This is a genomic window from Flavobacterium sp. JLP (assembly GCF_015350755.1).
Classification (GTDB): Bacteria; Bacteroidota; Bacteroidia; order Flavobacteriales; family Flavobacteriaceae; genus Flavobacterium.
The window spans coordinates 12,546-32,670 of the sequence record NZ_JADKPS010000008.1 but is presented as its reverse complement, the minus strand read 5'-3'; the positions used below and the strand labels follow the sequence as shown (position 1 = coordinate 32,670).

Genomic DNA, 20,125 nt, shown 5'->3' with positions numbered 1-20,125 from the left:
CAAGCTTCAAGTTACGCAAAGAACCTGAAACTTGAAACCTGAAACTAACTTTTTAATTCATTTCACTTAATCCAACCGCTTCACCTTTAAGAGTTCCGCTGGTGCAGCTTGTGATTTTTACGTTTACAAAATCTCCAATTTTATAATTCTCCTTAGGGAAAACAACTGTAATGCTTTGAGAATTTCTTCCTGAAAATTCTTCGGTTGATTTTTTAGAAACTTTTTCTACCAAAACTTCCACAACCTGACCAACAAATTCCTCACTTCTAAACCAGGCATGTTTTTGCTGTAAATCGACAATTTCCTGTAATCTTCTGGCTTTTGTTTCTTCTTCAACATCATCTTTCATTTTTCTTCCTGCCAAAGTTCCTGGGCGTTCAGAATACGAATACATATAACCGAAATTATATTTTACATATTCCATTAAACTCATGGTGTCTTGATGATCTTGTTCGGTTTCTGTTGGGAAACCTGCAATCATATCTTGAGAAATCGAAGCATTCGGAACAATAGCTCTGATCTTGTCAATTAAAGCCATATATTCTTCACGAGTGTGCAGACGATTCATTTCTTTTAAAATTCTATTGCTTCCAGATTGAACAGGCAAGTGAATATGCTTGCAGATATTTGGATATTTCGCAATAACATGCAAAATGCTTTCGTGCATATCCTGCGGATTAGAAGTCGAAAATCGAATACGCATTTTAGGAAAACCAACAGCAACCATTTCAAGCAATTGATCAAAATCGACTGCAGTTGCTTTTTGCATTTCGGAGGCATTTACAAAATCTTTTTTCAAACCGCCACCGTACCAAAGGTAACTGTCAACGTTTTGTCCTAAAAGTGTAATTTCCTTAAAACCTTTATTCCACAAATCCTGAATTTCAGCCATAATACTTTGAGGTTCACGGCTGCGCTCGCGTCCGCGCGTAAAAGGTACCACGCAGAAGGTACACATATTATCGCATCCGCGAGTGATCGAAACAAGAGCTGTAATTCCGTTGCTCATTAAACGAACTGGCGAAATATCTCCGTAAGTTTCTTCTTTTGATAAAATTACATTAATAGCGTCTCGGCCTTCTTCAACCTCTGCTAATAAATTTGGAAGATCTTTATAGGCATCAGGACCAACAACAAGATCGACTATTTTTTCTTCTTCTAAGAATTGACTTTTTAAACGCTCGGCCATACAGCCCAAAACGCCTACTTTCATTTTAGGATTAATACGTTTTACTGCATTATATTTTTCTAAACGTTTACGAATAGTTTGCTCGGCTTTATCTCGAATAGAACAGGTATTTACCAAAACCAAATCAGCTTCTTCTAAAATCGAAGTCGTATTGTATCCTCCGTCAGACAAAATGGAAGCTACGACTTCACTGTCCGAAAAATTCATCGCACAGCCGTAACTTTCTATAAAGAGTTTTTTAGTATTCTCAGGTTTATTTTCTAAAACAAGACTTTCTCCTTGTTTACTTTCTTCAATAATCTTTTCCATTGTAAAATTTCAAAGTGCAAAGATAACGCAAATGCGGTCAATCTGACAAGATGGCAGAGAAAGAATTAACAATGTTTTCATAAATGTTGATAGGATAGGATTATAAATTTGATAAATCAGAATATTAAGATTTAACTTTTAAAAATAACAACACTCAAAAATGATTTTAATATTTTATAATAAAGTAGGTTATATAAAAACCAATAAAAGTTTTTTCTCGTAATTGATGATCAATTAAGTATGAAATTATTTTGCCCTTAATCATTATTATAGTTTTTTTTTGTAATTGAAGTATTTATGCATAAATACTGTAAGTATAATTTTAGGTTTATTTTAAGATATTAATAAGGTAAATGTGCTATTAAACCATTAAAAATTATACCTATATATATAATACATCAGATAATAGATAAATCTGCAATTTTTGGAAACATAATACTAAAATACTTCAAAAATGAGATAGCAAGGTTGATATTTAAAAAAAATAGATACTTTTGTTGCAGAAAAATAGAGCAATGGCAAAGAATTTAGTAATAGTGGAATCACCTGCAAAGGCGAAAACGATAGAGAAATTTCTAGGAAGCGATTTTCAGGTGGAGTCAAGTTATGGTCACATAGCCGACTTACCATCAAAGGAAATAGGAGTAGATGTAGAGAATGGTTTTAAACCTAAATATGAAGTTTCTCCAGACAAAAAAGCCTTAGTAAGCAAACTAAAAACACTATCTAAGAATGCCGAAATGGTTTGGTTAGCAAGCGATGAGGACCGCGAGGGAGAAGCTATTTCCTGGCACTTGGCGGAAGAACTAAAACTAGATATTAAAAAAACCAAAAGAATAGTTTTTCACGAAATTACCAAATCTGCGATTCTTAAAGCAATCGACAATCCAAGAGAAATTGATTATAATCTGGTAAACGCACAGCAAGCACGTCGTGTTTTAGATCGTTTAGTAGGTTACGAATTATCTCCGGTTTTATGGAGAAAAATTAAAGGTGGTTTGTCTGCAGGCCGTGTACAATCTGTTTCTGTTCGTTTAATTGTTGAAAGAGAACGTGAAATTCAGAACTTTAGCGCAGTTGCAAGTTATTCAATCGTAGCAGAATTTGTAAATGAAGCAGGGAAAGTTTTCAAAGCAAAATTGCCAAAAAACTTCAATACTAAAAAAGAAGCCGAAGATTTCTTAAAGAAAAATATCGGATCACAATATAAGGTAGCCGATTTAGAGACTAAACCTACCAAAAAATCACCAACAGCACCTTTTACAACTTCTACGCTGCAACAGGAAGCAGCGAGAAAATTATATTTGCCAGTTGGAATCACAATGCAGTTAGCACAGCGTTTATATGAAGCCGGACTTATTACCTATATGAGAACGGATAGTGTGAATCTTTCTAAAGATGCTATGGATGCTGCAGAAGCTGAAATTATAAAATCATACGGGAAAGAATTTTCGAAGCCAAGAACTTTTGCTAATAAAAGCAAAGGAGCACAAGAGGCACACGAGGCAATTCGTCCTACTGATATGTCACGTCATTCAGTAAATATTGACCGTGATCAGGCTCGTTTATACGATTTGATCTGGAAAAGAACTTTGGCATCTCAAATGAGTGATGCACAATTAGAAAGAACGAATGTAAAAATTGAAGCGAACAATCATAGCGAAATTTTTACAGCTTCTGGAGAGGTTTTGCTTTTTGAGGGTTTCTTAAAAGTATATTTAGAAGGTCACGATGATGATGAAGAAGAACAAGAAGGAATGTTGCCAGCATTAAAAGTGAATGAAAAATTAGCTAATAATTATATCACGGCAACGGAAAGATATTCTAGACCGCCGGCTCGTTATACAGAGGCTTCTTTAGTAAAGAAATTGGAAGAATTAGGAATTGGCCGTCCATCTACGTATGCGCCAACTATTTCGACTATCATCAACAGAAATTATGTTGAAAAAGGAACTTTAGAAGGTCAGGAACGTAATTATACGCAGCTTACATTGCAAGACAGCAAAGTAGGGGAGAAACTGCTTAAGGAAAATACAGGTTCAGATAAAGGGAAATTAGTTCCAACAGATATCGGAACTATCGTTACAGATTTCCTAGTTAAAAACTTCGGTAATATATTAGATTATAATTTTACTGCGAAAGTAGAACAGGATTTTGATGAAATTGCCGAAGGAAATATTGACTGGGCAGTTATGATGCAGGAGTTTTACAATAAATTTCATCCAAATGTAAAAGAGGTTGAAGCTAATGCAGAACGTGAGAGCGGTGAAAGAATTCTAGGAAAAGATGCTGACGGGCGACAAGTTTCTGTTCGTTTAGGAAAATTTGGACCAATGGCTCAAATTGGAGAAGCAGATGATGAAGATAAAAAATTTGCCAGCTTAATGTCTGATCAGAATATCGGAAATATTACTCTGGAGGATGCATTGAATCTGTTTTTGCTTCCAAAAAGCTTAGGTGATTATAAAGGAGAAGAAGTAGAAGTAAGCAATGGTCGTTACGGTCCTTATGTTCGTCACGGAAGTGTTTTTATTTCATTGCCTCGAGGAGAAGATCCTTTAGGAGTTTCTAAAGAAAGAGCTCAGGAATTAATTGACGAAAAAGCACTTGCTGATGCGCCAATTGCTGTTTATAAAGGAGAATCTGTTCAAAAAGGAGTTGGACGTTTTGGTCCTTTCATTAAATGGAATGGTCTTTTTGTGAACGTTAGCAAAAAATACAATTTTGATGATTTATCACAGTCTGATGTTGAAGAATTAATTGAAGATAAATTACAGAAAAATATAGATAAAGTTCTTCATAATTGGGAAGAAGAAGGAATTTTGGTTGAAAAAGCACGTTGGGGCCGTTCTGTTATTACAAAAGGAAAAATCAAAATTGAATTAAGCAAAGATGTTGATGCAACAAAATTGACATTAGCTGAAGTTCAGGAAATGATTGCAAAAAAGACGCCGGCTAAAAAAACACCAGCAAAAAAAGCAACAACAACTAAGAAAGCTGCAGTTAAAAAACCAGCTGCTAAAAAGAAATAAAAAATGGAATTTGATTTTCTAGAACCAGTTAACGACGGAATTGTAAAATTCATTAGTTCGTTGTCTTCACAAGAATTGGGCAGTAAAGTAGTTTTGCATACCCAAGATCAATTTCCGGATATAAGCAAAGTAAATATTGCTATTATTGGTGTTTTAGAAGATCGACGAAACATTAATATGGTGAATGAAGTTAACCTAACTGCAGTTCGTAAAAAGCTTTATGGCATGTTTCCAGGTAATTGGGACGCTTCAATTGCAGATTTAGGAGATATATTGGCGGGAGATTCTGTAGACGATACTTATTTTGCACTTAAGAAGGTTGCATCTTCTTTGATTAAGAACAAAGTAATTCCTATAGTCCTAGGGGGTTCTCAGGATTTGACTTACGCATTATACCGTGCTTATGACGATTTAGAGCAGATGGTAAATATGGTTTCGGTTGATAATCGATTCGATTTTGGTAAGGAGAATGAAACGGTTTCCGCTAATTCTTATTTAACGAAAATCATTATAGATGAGCCTAATAACCTGTTTAACTATTGTAATATAGGTTATCAAACCTATTACAATTCGCAGGAAGAAATAGATTTAATTGAAAAATTGTTTTTTGATGCGTATCGTTTAGGTGAGGTTTCAAACAAAATAGCGCTGGCAGAACCTGTTTTTAGAGATGCTGACTTGGTTAGTATTGATTTAAATTCGGTAAAGTCTTCAGATTCAGGAAATACGATTTCTTTTGAGCCAAATGGTTTTAACGGAAAAGAGATTTGTTCATTGGCAAGATATGCAGGAATTAGTGATAAAGTTTCTTCTTTTGGAGTATTTAATCACAATAGTACAATGGCAGAAGCTGCTATTATTGCACAGATAGTTTGGTACTTTATTGAGGGATATCATTATCGTTCAAAAGAGTATCCTTTTGGAAGCCGAACAAATTATTTAAAATATATTGTACCTCTAGAAGATGAGGAACTTATATTTTACAAAAGCGACAAAACTGATCGCTGGTGGATCGAAATTCCGTTCGAATCTAATGGTCATAATAAATTGAAAAGAAATACGTTATTACCGTGTTCATATGACGAATATTTGTGCGCTTGTAACCAAGAATTGCCAGAAAGATGGTGGAAAGCACAACGAAAAAATGCACTATAAGAAAAATTACGAAAGGAATTCTTAGTTTTTTAAAATTTTAAAAATTTTGTTAAGAAAAATTAGTAAGAAAATAAATATAAAATATAAAATTTAACGTTTTACGTCGATTTTTTAGGTTAGTTTATCGATAAAATATTTTTTTTTTATTTTATTTAACATTATTTTTGAACGGTCAAATAAAATTCGCAACTAGTATTGTTTTTTAGATAAATAATAAATACGTTTACGGACTTATAATAATGAATAGATAATCCCAAATTTATATGAAGAAGTTTATTGCATTTGCAGCAATGTTAACACTGGTAATTGGCTGTGGTAAATCAGGTGACAAAGGTGAGTTAGTTGGTGTTACAGGAGGGAAATGGCATCCTGAAAAACCATACGGAATGACTTTGGTTCCAGGTGGATCTTTTATTATGGGTAAATCAGATGCTGATTTAGCTAATGTGGAAGATGCTCCAACTAAGACAGTAACGGTTCGTTCATTTTATATGGATGAAACTGAGATCACTAATAGTGAGTATCGTCAGTTTGTGGAGTGGGTAAAAGACTCTACAATGAGAGTTCGTTTGGCCATTTTAGCTGATGAAACTGGACAGAAATCTACAGGTGACGCTAAAGGTAAAAAAGGAGGAAGTATCTCTGATTATGCTTTTAACGATTCTGAGCCAGATAAAATGACGGCTTATGATAAGTACATGTACGATAACTACTATAGTGTAGGAACAAAAGACGATCCTTATGCTGGTAGAAAGTTAAATAAAAAAGTTAAGTTAATTAAAGATACAAAAGCTTACCCAGATGAGTATTATACTGAGGTAATGGATTCTATGTATTTGCCAATTGAAGAATCATATAATGGTTTGAGAACAATTGATGTAAATAAATTGAAATTCCGTTATTCGTGGATGGATATTCAGGCTGCTGCAAAAGCTAAAGTTGGAAAAAGAAAAGATTTCGTTAAAACTGAACAAGTTAGTGTTTACCCAGATACAACAGTTTGGATTAAAGATTTCGCTTACTCATATAATGAGCCAATGCACAATGATTATTTCTGGCACAAAGCTTATGGAGATTATCCTGTTGTTGGTGTAACTTGGAAACAAGCTAAAGCATTTTGTGCTTGGAGAACTTTAAATAAAAACAGTTACATTAAGTCTAAGAAAAAAGGACGTGATTTAGTAAATGCTTTCAGATTGCCAACAGAGGCAGAATGGGAGTACGCTGCTAGAGGAGGTCTGGAATCTGCTACTTATCCTTGGGGTGGTCCTTACACTAAAAGTGATAGAGGTTGTTTCTTAGCAAATTTCAAACCAAGCAGAGGAGATTATGCTGCTGATGAAGCTTTATATACTGTTGAAGCTAAATCTTACGAAGTAAACGGATACGGATTGTATAATATGGCAGGAAACGTTTCAGAGTGGACAGATTCAGCTTACAATCCAAATGCATACGAATATGTTTCTACAATGAACCCTAACGTAATTGATGGAAACAACCAAAGAAAAGTGGTTCGTGGAGGATCTTGGAAAGATGTTGCTTACTTCCTACAGGTAAGTACTCGTGACCACGAATATGCTGATTCAGCTAGAAGTTATATTGGTTTCAGAACTGTACAAGATTACATGGGAACTCAAGTAACTGGAGGCAAAACAAAAAAGTAAATTATAATTAAATATCAATAACCAACAAATCTATTTTAAAACCTAAAAAAAAAGTATTATGGCATTATTAAGTAAAAAAGCAATGAATTTCGCTTATGGTATGGGAGCGGCAGTAGTAATCGTTGGAGCATTATTCAAAATTACTCACTTTGAATTGGGACCATTAACAGGAACAGTTATGCTTTCAGTAGGTTTATTAACTGAAGCGTTAATCTTTGCACTTTCTGCTTTCGAACCAGTAGATGATGAGTTAGATTGGACTCTTGTTTACCCAGAACTAGCTAACGGTCAAGCTAGAAAAAAAGAAGATAAAGCTGAAACTCCATCTGATGCCCAAGGATTGTTGTCTCAAAAATTAGACATTATGTTGAAAGAAGCTAAAATTGACGGTGAATTAATGTCAAGCTTAGGAAATTCTATCAAAAATTTCGAAGGAGCTGCAAAAGCAATTTCTCCAACAGTAGATTCTATCGCAGGACAAAAGAAATATGCTGAAGAAATGTCTATGGCAGCTGCACAAATGGAATCATTAAACAGTTTATACAAAGTTCAATTAGAAAGTGCTTCAAGAAATGCACAAGCAAACAGTGAAATCGCTGAAAATGCTTCTAAATTGAAAGAACAAATGCAATCAATGACTGCAAACATTGCTTCTTTAAACAGTGTTTACGGTGGTATGCTTTCTGCAATGAGTAACAAAGGATAATTAGTTTTTGACTATATATTAAAATTATTAATAAGAACTAATTAGAAAAAAATGGCAGGAGGAAAATTAACCCCTAGACAGAAGATGATTAACCTGATGTATCTGGTTTTCATCGCAATGTTAGCAATGAACATGTCCAAAGAAGTTTTATCTGCTTTTGGATTAATGAATGAAAAATTTGAAAGCGCTAATACATCTTCAGAACAGTCAAATGCTGGTTTGTTGACGTCTTTAGATCAAAAAGCTGCTGAAGCAAAAGGAGAATTCGCAATTGCTGCAGTTACAGCTCATAAAGTTGAGACAACTTCAAAAGAATTTTATGCATACATCGGATCCTTGAAAGGTGATGTTTTAAAAGGATTTGAAACTGATAAAGAAACAGGAAAATTACCTTATGAGTCTATGGACAAAGGTGATAATATCGACAACTGGTTTACTGGTGAAGGATATACTGCTAAAGGAAAAGAGATTATTACTAAGATCGAAAAGTACAAGGCAGATATGAAAGCTGCTTTAGCAGATAAAAAATACGCTGCTATCCTTGCAGAAATTGAAAAGAAATTTGATGTTTCTGATGTTAAAAACAAAGAAGGTTTAAAAGATAAGTATTTAGCTTACCACTTTAAAGGTTTCCCTGCAGTTGCTTCATTAGCTAAACTTTCAGCTTGGCAAAATGACGTTCAAAAAGCAGAGTCTGATGTTTATAGTGCTGCTTTAGGAAAAGCTGCAGTTGCGGCTGCTTCTTACAGCAATTACCAAGCAATCGTTGTTTTAGATAAAAACGCTTATTTCCAAGGAGAAAAAGTTACAGGTAAGGTAGTTTTAGGTCGTTATGACGAAAATACTAAACCAACTTCTTTCCAAGGTCCAGGACAAATTGTTAACGGACAAGCTGTTATCTCTTTAACTGCTGGTGGTGTAGGAGAACAAGATATCAATGGACAATTTACATTCTTAGAGGATGGAAAAAATATTCCTTTGAAATTTAAAGGTACTTATGTTGTTGTTCCAAAACCAAATTCAGCTACTATTTCTGCTGATAAAATGAATGTTGTTTATAGAGGTGTTGTTAACCCAATCTCTGTGTCATTTGCTGGTGTTGATGCAAACAAAATTGCTGCAAGTGCTCCAGGATTAGTTTCTGCTGGTAAACCAGGGAAATATAACATGAGCCCAGGTTCAGGTACTGAAGCTACAATTTCTGTTACTGGTACATTGCCAAACGGAGATAAAGTTACAGATAAGAAAACGTTCAGAATTAAAGGTATTCCTGGTCCAACAGGTACAATTAGAGGAGAAATGGGTGTTGTTAAGGGACCTAAATCTAACTTAGAGATTGCTACTATTGGTGCTAAATTACTTGATTTTGATTTCGAAGTTGGTTTAGATGTTGTTGGATTTAATTTAAAAATTGCTGGACAGCCTACAGTTGTTGTTACTGGTAATAAATTAAGTGCACAATGTAAATCAGTTCTTGCTAAAGCAGGTAGAGGAGATCAAGTTACTATTTCTGAAATTAAAACAAAACTTGTTGGAGCTGGTAGTTATTTATTGCCAAGAACTGCTCCGGTAATTTACGAAATACAATAATTTAAGTAGTTAAAAACTACGTTCAATATCTTATAATGATATCATGATGAAAGTAAGAAATTTTTTAATAGCTATTGTTTCTATCGCTGGAGGTTTTGCTTCTAATGCGCAATCGAATCTGCTTAATGCAAAAACACCGGCACAGATAGGACTTAAGACTCCTGCACAACTTATCTCAGACAATGATAAGCCATTGGCTTACGGGTACGTAGATGATAGAGATGTCTTGATGGGAAAAACAACTTGGGAGATTATTGATTTGAATGAAAAAATCAACTTCCCTCTTTATTTTCCAGTTGATACAGCTAATATTGGTTCTGACAGACGTTCACTTTATGACGTATTGACGAAAGCCATCAAAAGTGGTAAAGTAACTGAAATATATACTGACAGTTATTTCAATACTAAAAAATCTATGAAAGACATCGAAGGATCATTATCTCGTATTGATACAACTGATGCTGGTAGAGAGCTTATCAACCAATATCCAGATGACTACAAAACTCACGTTGTGAAGAAAAAAGTGGTTACTGGTACTGGAAAAAAGAAAGTTGTTACTTATGTTGATGAAACTGTTGGTGCAACAAGAACAGTGCCTTCTGAGTATATCTTAAAGCAAGATTTAACTGCACAAGATGTTACTCAATATAAAATTAAAGGATACTGGTATTTTGACAAACGTCAAAGTGAATTGAAGTATCGTTTGCTTGGTATCTGCCCTGTGACGCCAGACGTTTACACAATGAATAGTGATGAGAAGGATTATATCGAATTATTCTGGGTTTTCTTCCCGAATGCAAGAGGGCCGCTTCACGAAGCAAAAGCTTTTAACGATAATAATTCAGCATTGCCAATCTCATTTGATCAGATCTTAAATTCAAGAAGATTTAATGCAGTAATCTATAAAGAAGAAAACTTGTATGGAGATCGTGAGATCAAAGAATACATGAAAGATAATGCACAAAATCAATTGTTAGAATCTGAAAGAGTAAAAGAGAAGATTCGTAACTTCGAGCAAGATATGTGGAACTACTAAGTACTATATACATTATAACAAAAACTCTCGCTACAAATGTAGCGGGAGTTTTTTTTGGAGTCCTATTTAGAAAGCCTAAATATCAGTTAAATTTTGAATACTTTTCGTTGTATTTATTTGTAAGAAAAAAAATACAATAAATGTAATTATTTTACGTTTGTATTTTATAATATTTACGAGGATGAAAGTGAGAATTTTTTTAACAGGTATTTTTTTGATAGCTATCAGTTTTGCGTCTAACGCGCAATCAAATTTGCTTAATGCAAAAACAGCTGATCAAATTGGAAAGAAGACTGCCGCGCAGCAGATTTCTGATAACGACAAGCCACTGGCTTACGGTTATGTAGACGATCGAGATGTATTAATGGGAAAAACAACTTGGGAAATTATTGATTTGAATGAAAAGATCAATTTTCCTTTATATTTTCCTGTTGATACAGCTAATATTGGCAAAGATAGGCGATCACTTTATGATGTCTTGACTAGAGCTATTAAAAACGGAAAGATAACAGAAGTTTATGCAGACAGTTATTTCAATACTAAAAAATCGATGAAAGACATCGAAGGATCCTTATCTCGTATTGATACCACAGATGCCGGCAGAGAATTGATTAATCAATATCCTGATGATTATAAAACTCATGTTGTCAAGAAAAAAGTAGTAACAGGTACTGGAAAAAAGAAATCTGTGCATTATGTTGATCAAACAGTAGGACCAACAAGAACAATTCCTGCTGAGTATATTTTGAAGCAAGATATTACTGCAGCTGATGTTTCTCAATATAAAATTAAGGGATATTGGTATTTTGATAAAAGACAAAGTGAGTTGAAATATCGTCTTCTTGGTATTTGCCCAGTAACTCCTGATGTTTATACGATGAACAGCGACGAAAAGGATTATATAGAATTATTTTGGGTGTTTTTTCCGAATGCCCGCGAAGTACTAAACGAAGCGAAAGCTTTTAACGATAAGAATTCTGCACTCCCAATTTCATTTGATCAAATCTTAAACTCTAGACGTTTTAACGCAGTTATCTACAAAGAAGAAAATATGTACGGCGATCGTGAAATCAAAGATTATATTAAAGATGATGCACAAAATCAATTGCTAGAAGCTGAAAGATTGAAAGAGAAGATTCGAAACTTTGAACAAGATATGTGGATCTACTAAAGAGCTTCATAATAGAATACCAAAAACTCTTACTACCTTTGCAGTAAGAGTTTTTTATTTTACTTAATTTATAAAAATGATTGATTATCTCATTATCGGATCTGGATTAGCTGGAATTTCTTTTGCTGAAGTTGCTCTTAAAAACAATAAAACTATTTTAGTGCTTGATGATAACTCTCAAAATTCTTCGAGAGTTGCCGGAGGTTTATATAATCCTGTTATTTTAAAGCGTTTTAGTGAAGTTTGGAAAGCGGAAGAACAATTGGTCTTGATGAATGATTTTTACGATCATATTGAAGCTAAACTTCAGACAAAGTTTAATTTTAAGCTTCCTATTCTAAGAAAATTTTTCTCTATTGAAGAGCAAAATAATTGGTTTGCAGCTTCGGACAAAAAGAATTTGGCACCTTTTTTATCTACCAAATTAATTACTAAAAAATACAATAGTATTGATTCTCCTTATGATTATGGTGAAGTTTTGCATACGGGTTATGTCGATACAGCTTTATTGCTGGATACTTATAAACAGTATTTAAAGGAAAAGAATTTATTAATAGAGGGTTTTTTTGATAGCCTTTATATTGAGTTTTTTGATTATGGAATTCAATACAAAAACATTCAAGCCCGTCACATTATTTTCGCAGAAGGATTTGGACTTCATAGAAATCCGTTTTTTAATTATTTGCCATTAGATGGTACAAAAGGAGAATTGTTTATTATAAAAGCTCCACAATTAAATCTTGATGTTATTGTAAATACCAGCGTTTTTATATTGCCATTAGGCAATGATTTATTTAAAGTTGGTGCAACCTACAATTGGCAGGATAAAACAGATACGCCAACTGAAGAAGGAAAACAAGAACTTCTAGATCGCATTAAAGAAATTATTACCTGCGATTTTGAAATCGTAAAACACTTTGGCGGTGTTCGTCCTACAGTTAAAGACAGAAGACCTCTTATAGGCACACACCATGAACGAAAATCACTTCATATATTAAACGGCTTAGGGACAAGAGGTGTTATGCTGGGTCCAGCAATGGCAAAGGCCTTATTTGAAAGTATTGAGAATGATATTCCGCTGGATCGTGAAATTGATATTCAGCGATTTCATAAAAAATATTTAAAAACTCTTATTTTCGACCGGCCTTAGGATCATAAGAAACAAACATATTGATATAGATGTTTCTGGAAAGTCGTAAAACGAATGGAAACAAAACAATCAACGTAATTATAATTGATAGAAATGATTCTTCGATTGTAGTTTTAAAAAAGACAAACGAAACAATAAATGCGGCGATTCCGACCGCGACATTTAGTCCGTAACTCACATACATAGCGCCATAAAAAAACGAAGGTTCGATTTGATATTTTAAACCGCAATGACTGCAATTTTCATTCATTTTGAGAACTTTAGTCAAATGAAGCGGATTTTTGTCCGAATACATGCTCTCATTTTGACATTTTGGACAACTTCCTGTTAAAATACTATTTAGTTTGGATCCTTTTTTTAACATTTGCAAAAAATTTAAACAAAGGTACATTTTTTAAACCTTTCCTGCTCGTAACAATAGTCACAAATTATGCTTAATATACACAATCTTTCTGTTTCTTTTGGAGGAACTTATTTATTTGAAGAAGTTACTTTTCGTTTGGGTGCCGGAGACCGTGTAGGTCTTGTTGGTAAAAACGGAGCTGGTAAATCTACAATGCTTAAAATGTTAGCAAGAGATTTTGCTCCTGATTCTGGAGTTATTTCTCAGGAGAAAGATATCCGGATGGGATTTTTACGTCAGGATATTGATTTTGAACGCGGAAGAACTGTATTAGAAGAAGCTTATGAAGCCTTTACTGAAATTAAGGTTGTAGAAAAAAAGCTAGAAGAAATCAATCATCAATTGGTTACAAGAACCGATTATGAAAGTGAAGAATACGGACAGATTATCGAAGACTTATCTGATTACACGCACCGTTTTGAACTTTTGGGAGGTTACAATTATGTGGGTGATACAGAAAAAATTCTTTTAGGTCTTGGTTTTAAGAGAGAAGTTTTTAATAACCAAACTGAAACATTTTCAGGAGGTTGGAGAATGCGTATTGAATTGGCTAAATTATTATTGCAATCTAATGATGTATTGCTTCTGGATGAGCCAACGAATCACCTTGATATCGAGAGTATCATTTGGCTGGAGAGTTTTCTAAGAAATTATCCTGGAGTTGTAGTGATTGTATCGCACGATAAGATGTTTTTAGATAATGTTACGAATCGTACAATCGAAATTTCTTTAGGAAAAGCATACGATTTTAACAAGCCATATTCTCAATATTTAGAATTACGTCATGAAATTCGCGAAAAACAATTGGCGACTCAAAAAAATCAGGCGAAGAAAATTGAGGAAACAGAAAAATTAATCGAGAAATTCCGTGCAAAAGCTTCAAAAGCTTCAATGGCGCAATCCTTGATTAAAAAATTAGATAAAGTAGAACGAATTGAAGTTGATGAAGACGACAATTCTGTAATGAATATTTCTTTTCCAGTCTCGAAAGAACCAGGAAGAGTGGTGGTAGAAGCTGAGCATGTTACAAAAGCATATGGAGATAAAGTTATTCTAAAAGATATTGATTTATTGGTAGAACGCGGCAGTAAAATTGCGTTTGTTGGCCAGAACGGCCAAGGAAAATCAACTTTTATTAAAGCTATTGTAAATGAATTTGAATACCAAGGAAATATCAAATTAGGACATAATGTACAGTTAGGATATTTTGCGCAAAACCAGGCAGAATATCTTGACGGCGAAATTACCTTGTTGCAAACCATGGAAGACGCAGCGATGGACACGAACCGTTCTAAAGTTCGTGATATGCTGGGTTCATTTTTGTTTCGTGGAGATGATGTAGAGAAGAAAGTAAAAGTGCTTTCAGGAGGTGAGCGTAACCGTTTAGCACTTTGTAAGCTATTGTTACAGCCAATAAACGTTTTATTGATGGATGAGCCTACCAACCACTTAGATATTAAATCTAAGAACGTTTTAAAGGCCGCTCTTCAAAAATTTGGCGGAACTTTGCTATTGGTTTCGCACGATAGAGATTTCCTTCAAGGAATGTCTAATATCGTTTACGAATTTAAAGATCAAAAAATTAAAGAATATTTGGGCGACATCAACTATTTCTTAGAACAGCGCAATCTTGAAAACATGCGCGAAGTAGAGAAAAAAGATGTGGCAAAAGCGGCAGCGCCAAAAGAAACAAATAAAGCTTCATACGAAGATCAGAAAAAAGGAAAGGCATTGCAAAACAAACTAAGCAAAGTCGAAAGCCAGATCAAACAATTAGAAAAAGACATTCAGCACGATGATAAATTGTTAGCTTCTAATTATGACAAACATATCGAAGACGCATCTTTTTTTACAGCTTACAACAAAAAGAAAAATGATCTTGATCAATTACTTTTAGATTGGGAAATTGTTCAGGAAGAAATTGATAATTTCAATGCTTAATTAGTTTTTGTTTCAGGTTTCAAGTTTTACGTTACAATTGAAACCTGAAACTTGAAACTTGAAACTTGAAACTTGAAACCTGAAACTTGAAACCTGAAACCTGAAACCTAAAACTACTTTATAATCCCAATAGATTTAGAATGCATAATCGCTTCACTGCTGTCTTTAAAATAGCAGACAGAAACGTTAAGCGATTCTAAATTCTTCATGATTGTTTTTACTTCTGTTTTTTGTGATTTGCCTGTTTGCCTGATATAAACTGCGATTACCGTTACCGGAAATATTTTGCAGATACGTTCGTACAAAACCGGATCGTGCTGCGAATCATCTCCTAGTAAAACATATTTAAGATTTGGGTAAAACTCCAAAACATGTTTTATTTTATCAAATTTATGATCGTGATTACCGCGTCCGCTCATTAAAAAGTCGGTTAGTCCTCTTTTAATATCTTTCAATAAAATAACCGCTCTGGGCAGTTTATGTATTTTGGTGAATTTTACAATAAATCGGTACAAATTCCATTCGCTGCTAGAAACATAAAAAAAAGCATTTTCTTCCTCTTTATTGTTTCGTCCAGCTGAACTTAAAGCTTGATAATGAGGCACGACATCTTTAAAAATTTTCCTGTCATTTACATTTTTAAAAAGTAAAATATACATTTTTTTGAAGACATTGCGAGTATGAGAAATCAGGAAAGTATCATCAATATCAGATATGATTCCTAAGTTTCCTTTATGCGGTCTGATAAAACTTCCTTTTGAAGTTATGATTTGTGAGTCGTATTTTAAACTTACTTCATACTCCATCCATCCAAAGCTCATTTCTTTTTCAAGCGGAATGCAAAACTTAAAATAACCGTCGTCTAGCGTTTTTGTGTGAATTTCAACATCGCCTAATTTAAGGTATATATCAAAATTTTTGATTGTTTTGATTCTAAATTGATTGATTATCGAACGTGCATTTTTTAGGTTTTTCTTCTGAAAATCATAATCATATGTTCTTTTAAAAACATGCCCCATTACAATTAATTCTTCTTCATTGGCATAACCTCGATATAATTGTAGTATTGGTTTCATTAATTACGTATATTTATATAACATGTAAATTAATTATTTTAATTGGTTTTAAAAATAAAATTTTGAAAAAGAATATCATATTTGTTGTTAACCCTATTTCCGGAGATCTTGATAAATCAGATTTAATCGAGGCTGTCGAAGAGTTTGCAACTACAAATCATTTTGATTTGGAAGTTTACGAGACTAAAGGAAAAAGTGATATAAAAGAAATACAATCACTTTATAATCAACATCAACCAGAGCGAATTATAGTTGCTGGCGGGGACGGAACGATAAAAATGGTTGCAGAAGCGGTAGAACAATTCGATGTAATCATCGGAATTTTGCCGGCTGGTTCAGCAAACGGATTGTCTGTCGATCTTAATTTGCCTACGACAATTGAAGAAAATCTTAAAATTGCCTTTTCGAACAAATGTATCGAAATGGATATGATTTGCATCAACGGTAAAAAAAGTATCCATTTAAGTGATATTGGCTTAAATGCTAATTTGGTAAAAAATTATGAAGAAAGTGATACGCGTGGTTTTTGGGGTTATGCGTTACAAGCTTTTACTACACTAAATCAATCTGAAGAACCTTTTGTCGCAACAATTTCGGCTAATAACGAAACCGTCGAACATACGGCAAGAATGATCGTAATTGCCAATTCTCAAAAATACGGAACTGGCGTAGTTATCAACCCAAATGGTGTAATGAACGACGGAAAGTTTGAATTGATCATTTTAAAAAACCTGGATTTATTGTTGATCGGAAAAATTATTACAGGTAATATGCCAATTGATTCTGACGACGTTGTTATTATTTCGACAGATAAAGCAAACATTAAAACAGATTATCCGGTAAATTTTCAAATTGACGGAGAATATTGCGGCGCACAAAGTAATTTAGATATTTATATTTTGCATAAGCAAATGAAAATTGCAATTCCTTAAAATTAAACTTGTGAAAGTTATTATTTAAAAGGATTTCGTTCCTGCCATTCTGTTTTAGGTTCTAGATAATTGAAAAAGCGAGAAATATTGTGATTGATAAGAGCGTTGCTATGCGTAATTAAACCGTACATTTTTACAGGTTTTGCACCAACAGAACTTTTAATTTCTAAAGCAGTTCTTGCGAAAACAATTTCTCTGAAACCTTGATTGATAGAGTACGCAATCATGTCGTATAACATGTTTAAATAAAGCATTTTATCGCGTTGAATACTTTCGTCATAACCAAGAAAATAAGTGTCCATTACAGATCCATTTTTTATGAGTGTATTAAAGCCAATTAGTTTTTCATCTAAAAAATAACCATAAAGCAAAAAGTCGTCTTTCATGATTTCTTTAAAAAAACTAAAATGATTTCTGGCTAGAAAAAAAGTATTAAATGGTGCATTTTTAGCAACATGAAAATAGAGTTCGTAAATCACATCTTCATACTGCCTGATATCAGACAATGACATTTTTTGTTTTTTGATTCCTTCAGATTTCTTGCGGGCGCGTTTGTATTGGTCTCGATATTTTTTTGATAATGCATTAATATAATCTTGCTCTGTTTTCCAGTTTTCATTGATTTCAAAAATCATATTAGGCTGGGTAGAGAATGTATAATTGTTTTTAAACTCAGCTTGCAAGGGTTCAATTTCTTTTGCTGTAAAATCTTTTATACTTGTTATATGAACTTTTTTTCCAGAAGCTTTCAAATCTTTTTTAAGCTGATTAATAGCTTTATGAAGTGTCTTAATTGCTTTTGGCTCTTTTACACTTTTATCAAAAGCAAAAGCATTTTGACCCGTAAGCATATTATTGCCTACAAATAAAACATGTGAAGCAAAATTCTTAAAGGCAAAATTGCGGACAGAAGTTTTTAGGCACTGATCTCGTTCTCCAAAAGATTCTAATTTTTCTGCAAATAAAAATTGAGTTAAGACAATTCCGATAAGTTTTTCTTCTTCAAAGATTCCAATAAAATGACAGATCATGTTTACTGGACACGAATTTTCAAGTACTTCGAGGTATTCTTTAGTTAAAAAGATGTTTTTTGGAGTCAGCGAATTCCATTCTAAAGGCAATGATGATGCGCTATTGTATATTTCGAAAGAATAAGTTGTAGTCAAAGGTGTGAGCTAATTTCGTCAAAATTAGGTAATATTTATAATAACTCCGTTAGATTAAGTTATTATTAAGAAAACCCGCTTGAATTTAGTTTTCAAACGGGTTTCATTTTTTATAATTTATGCAAATCCACAGATGATGCCTCCCATTAAGGTTAAGGTTACAATCCAGAATCCGGCATGAATTAATATATATTTCCAAGATTTTCTTTCGAACAGTCCGTTAATTCCAATTACTGGAAAAGCAAAAAATAAACCTGACATAAAACCATGAAGTGCTCCGTGCTTAAAAGTACGATATGCTTGTCCGTAATCAGCCATAAATGCCGCAAATGATGGTTTGGCACTGTCTATTAATGGTGGTCCGCCAACCATTCCGACTGCTCCAGACTGATGAATTGTTAATGACATTAAAGTCATTGTAATCATTAAAGAAAAAATATACGTTAACCCGAAGATTTTCAGCATATTTCCTGTCCTAAGTTGTTCTTGAGTCAGATTGTTCTCTTTCATCCAGATCGTTCCAAAGACTTTGGGATTGTACCAAATGAAACCCACTACCAATGTGACAATACCTGCAAGCAGCAATGCAATAAAGTTAATTTCCATAATATGAGGTTTTTAGAATTAGTTGGTCAAATTTAAACAAAAATTATCAAATTCAATTTTTTAATGAAAGTAGTATAAAGTATGTTAATTATTTATTTATCAACAGTTTATCGACATAAGGTGCATTATAGCACTGAAATACGTAATTTTGCCAATGAATAACAAAACCCAAATCTGTTATGAAAATCTTAGCCACGTTATTTTTAGCGATTGTTTGTACTTTTCAAACTTTCGCAGATACTGTTTCTGATAAAGAGAAAGATGCTCTTGTAAAATTATACTATGCGACAAATGGTGCAAAGTGGAAGAAAAAGTGGGATTTATCTCTTTCTGTATCTACATGGTACGGAGTAAAGACTGAAAATAATAAAGTTATAGCGATCGATCTGTCGGATAATAATTTAGAAGGAAACTTGCCTGACGAACTTGCTGACTTAGTAAATTTAGTCGAAATTGATTTGCATAAAAATAAACTGAAAGGAGAATTGCCTGTAAATATTGGCAAACTGAAACAGTTGGAGGTTCTTTCGTTGTTTGATAATGAAATCCAAGGGCAATTGCCAAGTTCGATTTATAAGATTACAACTTTAAAAATCTTGTTATTGAACAACAATAAGTTATCAGGCAATTTAAGTAATGAAATTAAGAATTGCAGTTCTTTAGAAAACTTAAGTTTATTTGATAATAATTTTGAAGGCATGATTCCGAATGAACTTGAAAAATTACATCATTTATCAGAAATGAATCTTTCTTATAATAAATTTACAGGAACAGTTTCGAAAAATTTAGCTTTGTTAGACCCTTTAAATATGACAATGTTTGATGAAAATGGAAATCCGTTTTTATTAGAAATTAATGTAGAAAAAGGAACCACAATTGTTACAGAAAATTAATCGTCCTTATGAATGAGTTTTACAATCGTTAAAAAAGTTGATTAAATATATTTAGTTAATTGTTTAAAACCCGTAACGTAATCCGTTACGGGTTTTTTACTTCTAA

The 20,125-nt window shown here is 33.3% G+C and carries 16 protein-coding genes; 11 read left to right on the top strand and 5 right to left on the bottom strand.

Annotated elements, in window-relative coordinates; genetic code table 11:
* Nucleotides 1-52: 52 nt before the first annotated feature.
* Complete coding sequence (gene miaB / locus IRZ83_RS17125) at nucleotides 53-1,498, bottom strand: tRNA (N6-isopentenyl adenosine(37)-C2)-methylthiotransferase MiaB (protein WP_194570463.1); 1,446 nt, start codon at nucleotides 1,496-1,498, stop codon at nucleotides 53-55.
* Between the two features lie 515 nt (nucleotides 1,499-2,013).
* Here miaB and topA point away from each other — a divergent pair.
* The 8 genes from topA (at nucleotide 2,014) to IRZ83_RS17085 (ending at nucleotide 13,002) form a co-directional block, all read left to right on the top strand.
* The gene (topA, locus tag IRZ83_RS17120) at nucleotides 2,014-4,530 is read left to right on the top strand and encodes a type I DNA topoisomerase (protein ID WP_194570462.1); all 2,517 of its coding nucleotides are present in this window, start codon (nucleotides 2,014-2,016) and stop codon (nucleotides 4,528-4,530) included.
* Between the two features lie 3 nt (nucleotides 4,531-4,533).
* Nucleotides 4,534-5,685 (top strand): formimidoylglutamase, encoded by a 1,152-nt coding sequence (locus IRZ83_RS17115; protein WP_194570461.1) that lies wholly within the window; start codon nucleotides 4,534-4,536, stop codon nucleotides 5,683-5,685.
* Nucleotides 5,686-5,948: 263 nt separating this feature from the next.
* On the top strand, nucleotides 5,949-7,349 hold the full coding sequence (gene gldK, locus IRZ83_RS17110; RefSeq protein WP_029273336.1) for a gliding motility lipoprotein GldK: 1,401 nt from the start codon (nucleotides 5,949-5,951) through the stop codon (nucleotides 7,347-7,349).
* Between the two features lie 58 nt (nucleotides 7,350-7,407).
* Entirely contained in the window at nucleotides 7,408-8,055 is a 648-nt protein-coding gene (gene gldL, locus IRZ83_RS17105) for a gliding motility protein GldL (protein WP_029273337.1), read from the top strand.
* Between the two features lie 51 nt (nucleotides 8,056-8,106).
* The gene (gene gldM, locus IRZ83_RS17100) at nucleotides 8,107-9,645 is read left to right on the top strand and encodes a gliding motility protein GldM (protein WP_029273338.1); all 1,539 of its coding nucleotides are present in this window, start codon (nucleotides 8,107-8,109) and stop codon (nucleotides 9,643-9,645) included.
* A gap of 46 nt (nucleotides 9,646-9,691) precedes the next feature.
* A complete protein-coding gene (gene gldN, locus IRZ83_RS17095; protein WP_029273339.1) occupies nucleotides 9,692-10,681 on the top strand; it encodes a gliding motility protein GldN in 990 nt (329 codons plus the stop codon).
* Nucleotides 10,682-10,862: 181 nt separating this feature from the next.
* Nucleotides 10,863-11,852: a gliding motility protein GldN gene (gldN, locus tag IRZ83_RS17090; protein WP_194570460.1), complete on the top strand. Its 990-nt coding sequence runs from the start codon at nucleotides 10,863-10,865 to the stop codon at nucleotides 11,850-11,852.
* A gap of 76 nt (nucleotides 11,853-11,928) precedes the next feature.
* Nucleotides 11,929-13,002: an NAD(P)/FAD-dependent oxidoreductase gene (locus IRZ83_RS17085; protein ID WP_194570459.1), complete on the top strand. Its 1,074-nt coding sequence runs from the start codon at nucleotides 11,929-11,931 to the stop codon at nucleotides 13,000-13,002.
* Here IRZ83_RS17085 and IRZ83_RS17080 read toward each other — a convergent pair.
* Entirely contained in the window at nucleotides 12,983-13,366 is a 384-nt protein-coding gene (locus IRZ83_RS17080; protein WP_029273342.1) for a DUF983 domain-containing protein, read from the bottom strand. The two genes, IRZ83_RS17085 and IRZ83_RS17080, sit on opposite strands and share 20 nt — an antisense overlap.
* Before the next feature lie 66 nt (nucleotides 13,367-13,432).
* On the opposite strand from IRZ83_RS17080, the gene IRZ83_RS17075 reads away from it, so the two are divergent.
* Complete coding sequence (locus IRZ83_RS17075; protein WP_194570458.1) at nucleotides 13,433-15,346, top strand: ABC-F family ATP-binding cassette domain-containing protein; 1,914 nt, start codon at nucleotides 13,433-13,435, stop codon at nucleotides 15,344-15,346.
* Between the two features lie 113 nt (nucleotides 15,347-15,459).
* Here the strand turns inward: IRZ83_RS17075 and IRZ83_RS17070 are convergent, their stop codons facing one another.
* The gene (locus IRZ83_RS17070) at nucleotides 15,460-16,422 is read right to left on the bottom strand and encodes an App1 family protein (RefSeq protein ID WP_029273344.1); all 963 of its coding nucleotides are present in this window, start codon (nucleotides 16,420-16,422) and stop codon (nucleotides 15,460-15,462) included.
* Nucleotides 16,423-16,484: 62 nt separating this feature from the next.
* Here IRZ83_RS17070 and IRZ83_RS17065 point away from each other — a divergent pair, with 62 nt between their 5' ends.
* Entirely contained in the window at nucleotides 16,485-17,354 is an 870-nt protein-coding gene (locus tag IRZ83_RS17065) for a diacylglycerol/lipid kinase family protein (RefSeq protein ID WP_194570457.1), read from the top strand.
* Between the two features lie 20 nt (nucleotides 17,355-17,374).
* Here IRZ83_RS17065 and IRZ83_RS17060 read toward each other — a convergent pair whose 3' ends face one another.
* Both IRZ83_RS17060 and IRZ83_RS17055 read right to left on the bottom strand, forming a co-directional pair.
* Nucleotides 17,375-18,520, bottom strand: a complete 1,146-nt coding sequence (locus IRZ83_RS17060) for a GNAT family N-acetyltransferase (RefSeq protein WP_029273346.1) — start codon at nucleotides 18,518-18,520, stop codon at nucleotides 17,375-17,377.
* 117 nt (nucleotides 18,521-18,637) lie between these two features.
* Complete coding sequence (locus IRZ83_RS17055) at nucleotides 18,638-19,126, bottom strand: DUF1761 domain-containing protein (protein WP_029273347.1); 489 nt, start codon at nucleotides 19,124-19,126, stop codon at nucleotides 18,638-18,640.
* A 179-nt stretch (nucleotides 19,127-19,305) separates the two neighbouring features.
* Between IRZ83_RS17055 and IRZ83_RS17050 the strand changes: the two genes are divergently transcribed.
* Nucleotides 19,306-20,019, top strand: a complete 714-nt coding sequence (locus tag IRZ83_RS17050) for a Two component regulator three Y domain protein (protein ID WP_194570456.1) — start codon at nucleotides 19,306-19,308, stop codon at nucleotides 20,017-20,019.
* The last annotated feature ends 106 nt before the right edge of the window (nucleotides 20,020-20,125 follow it).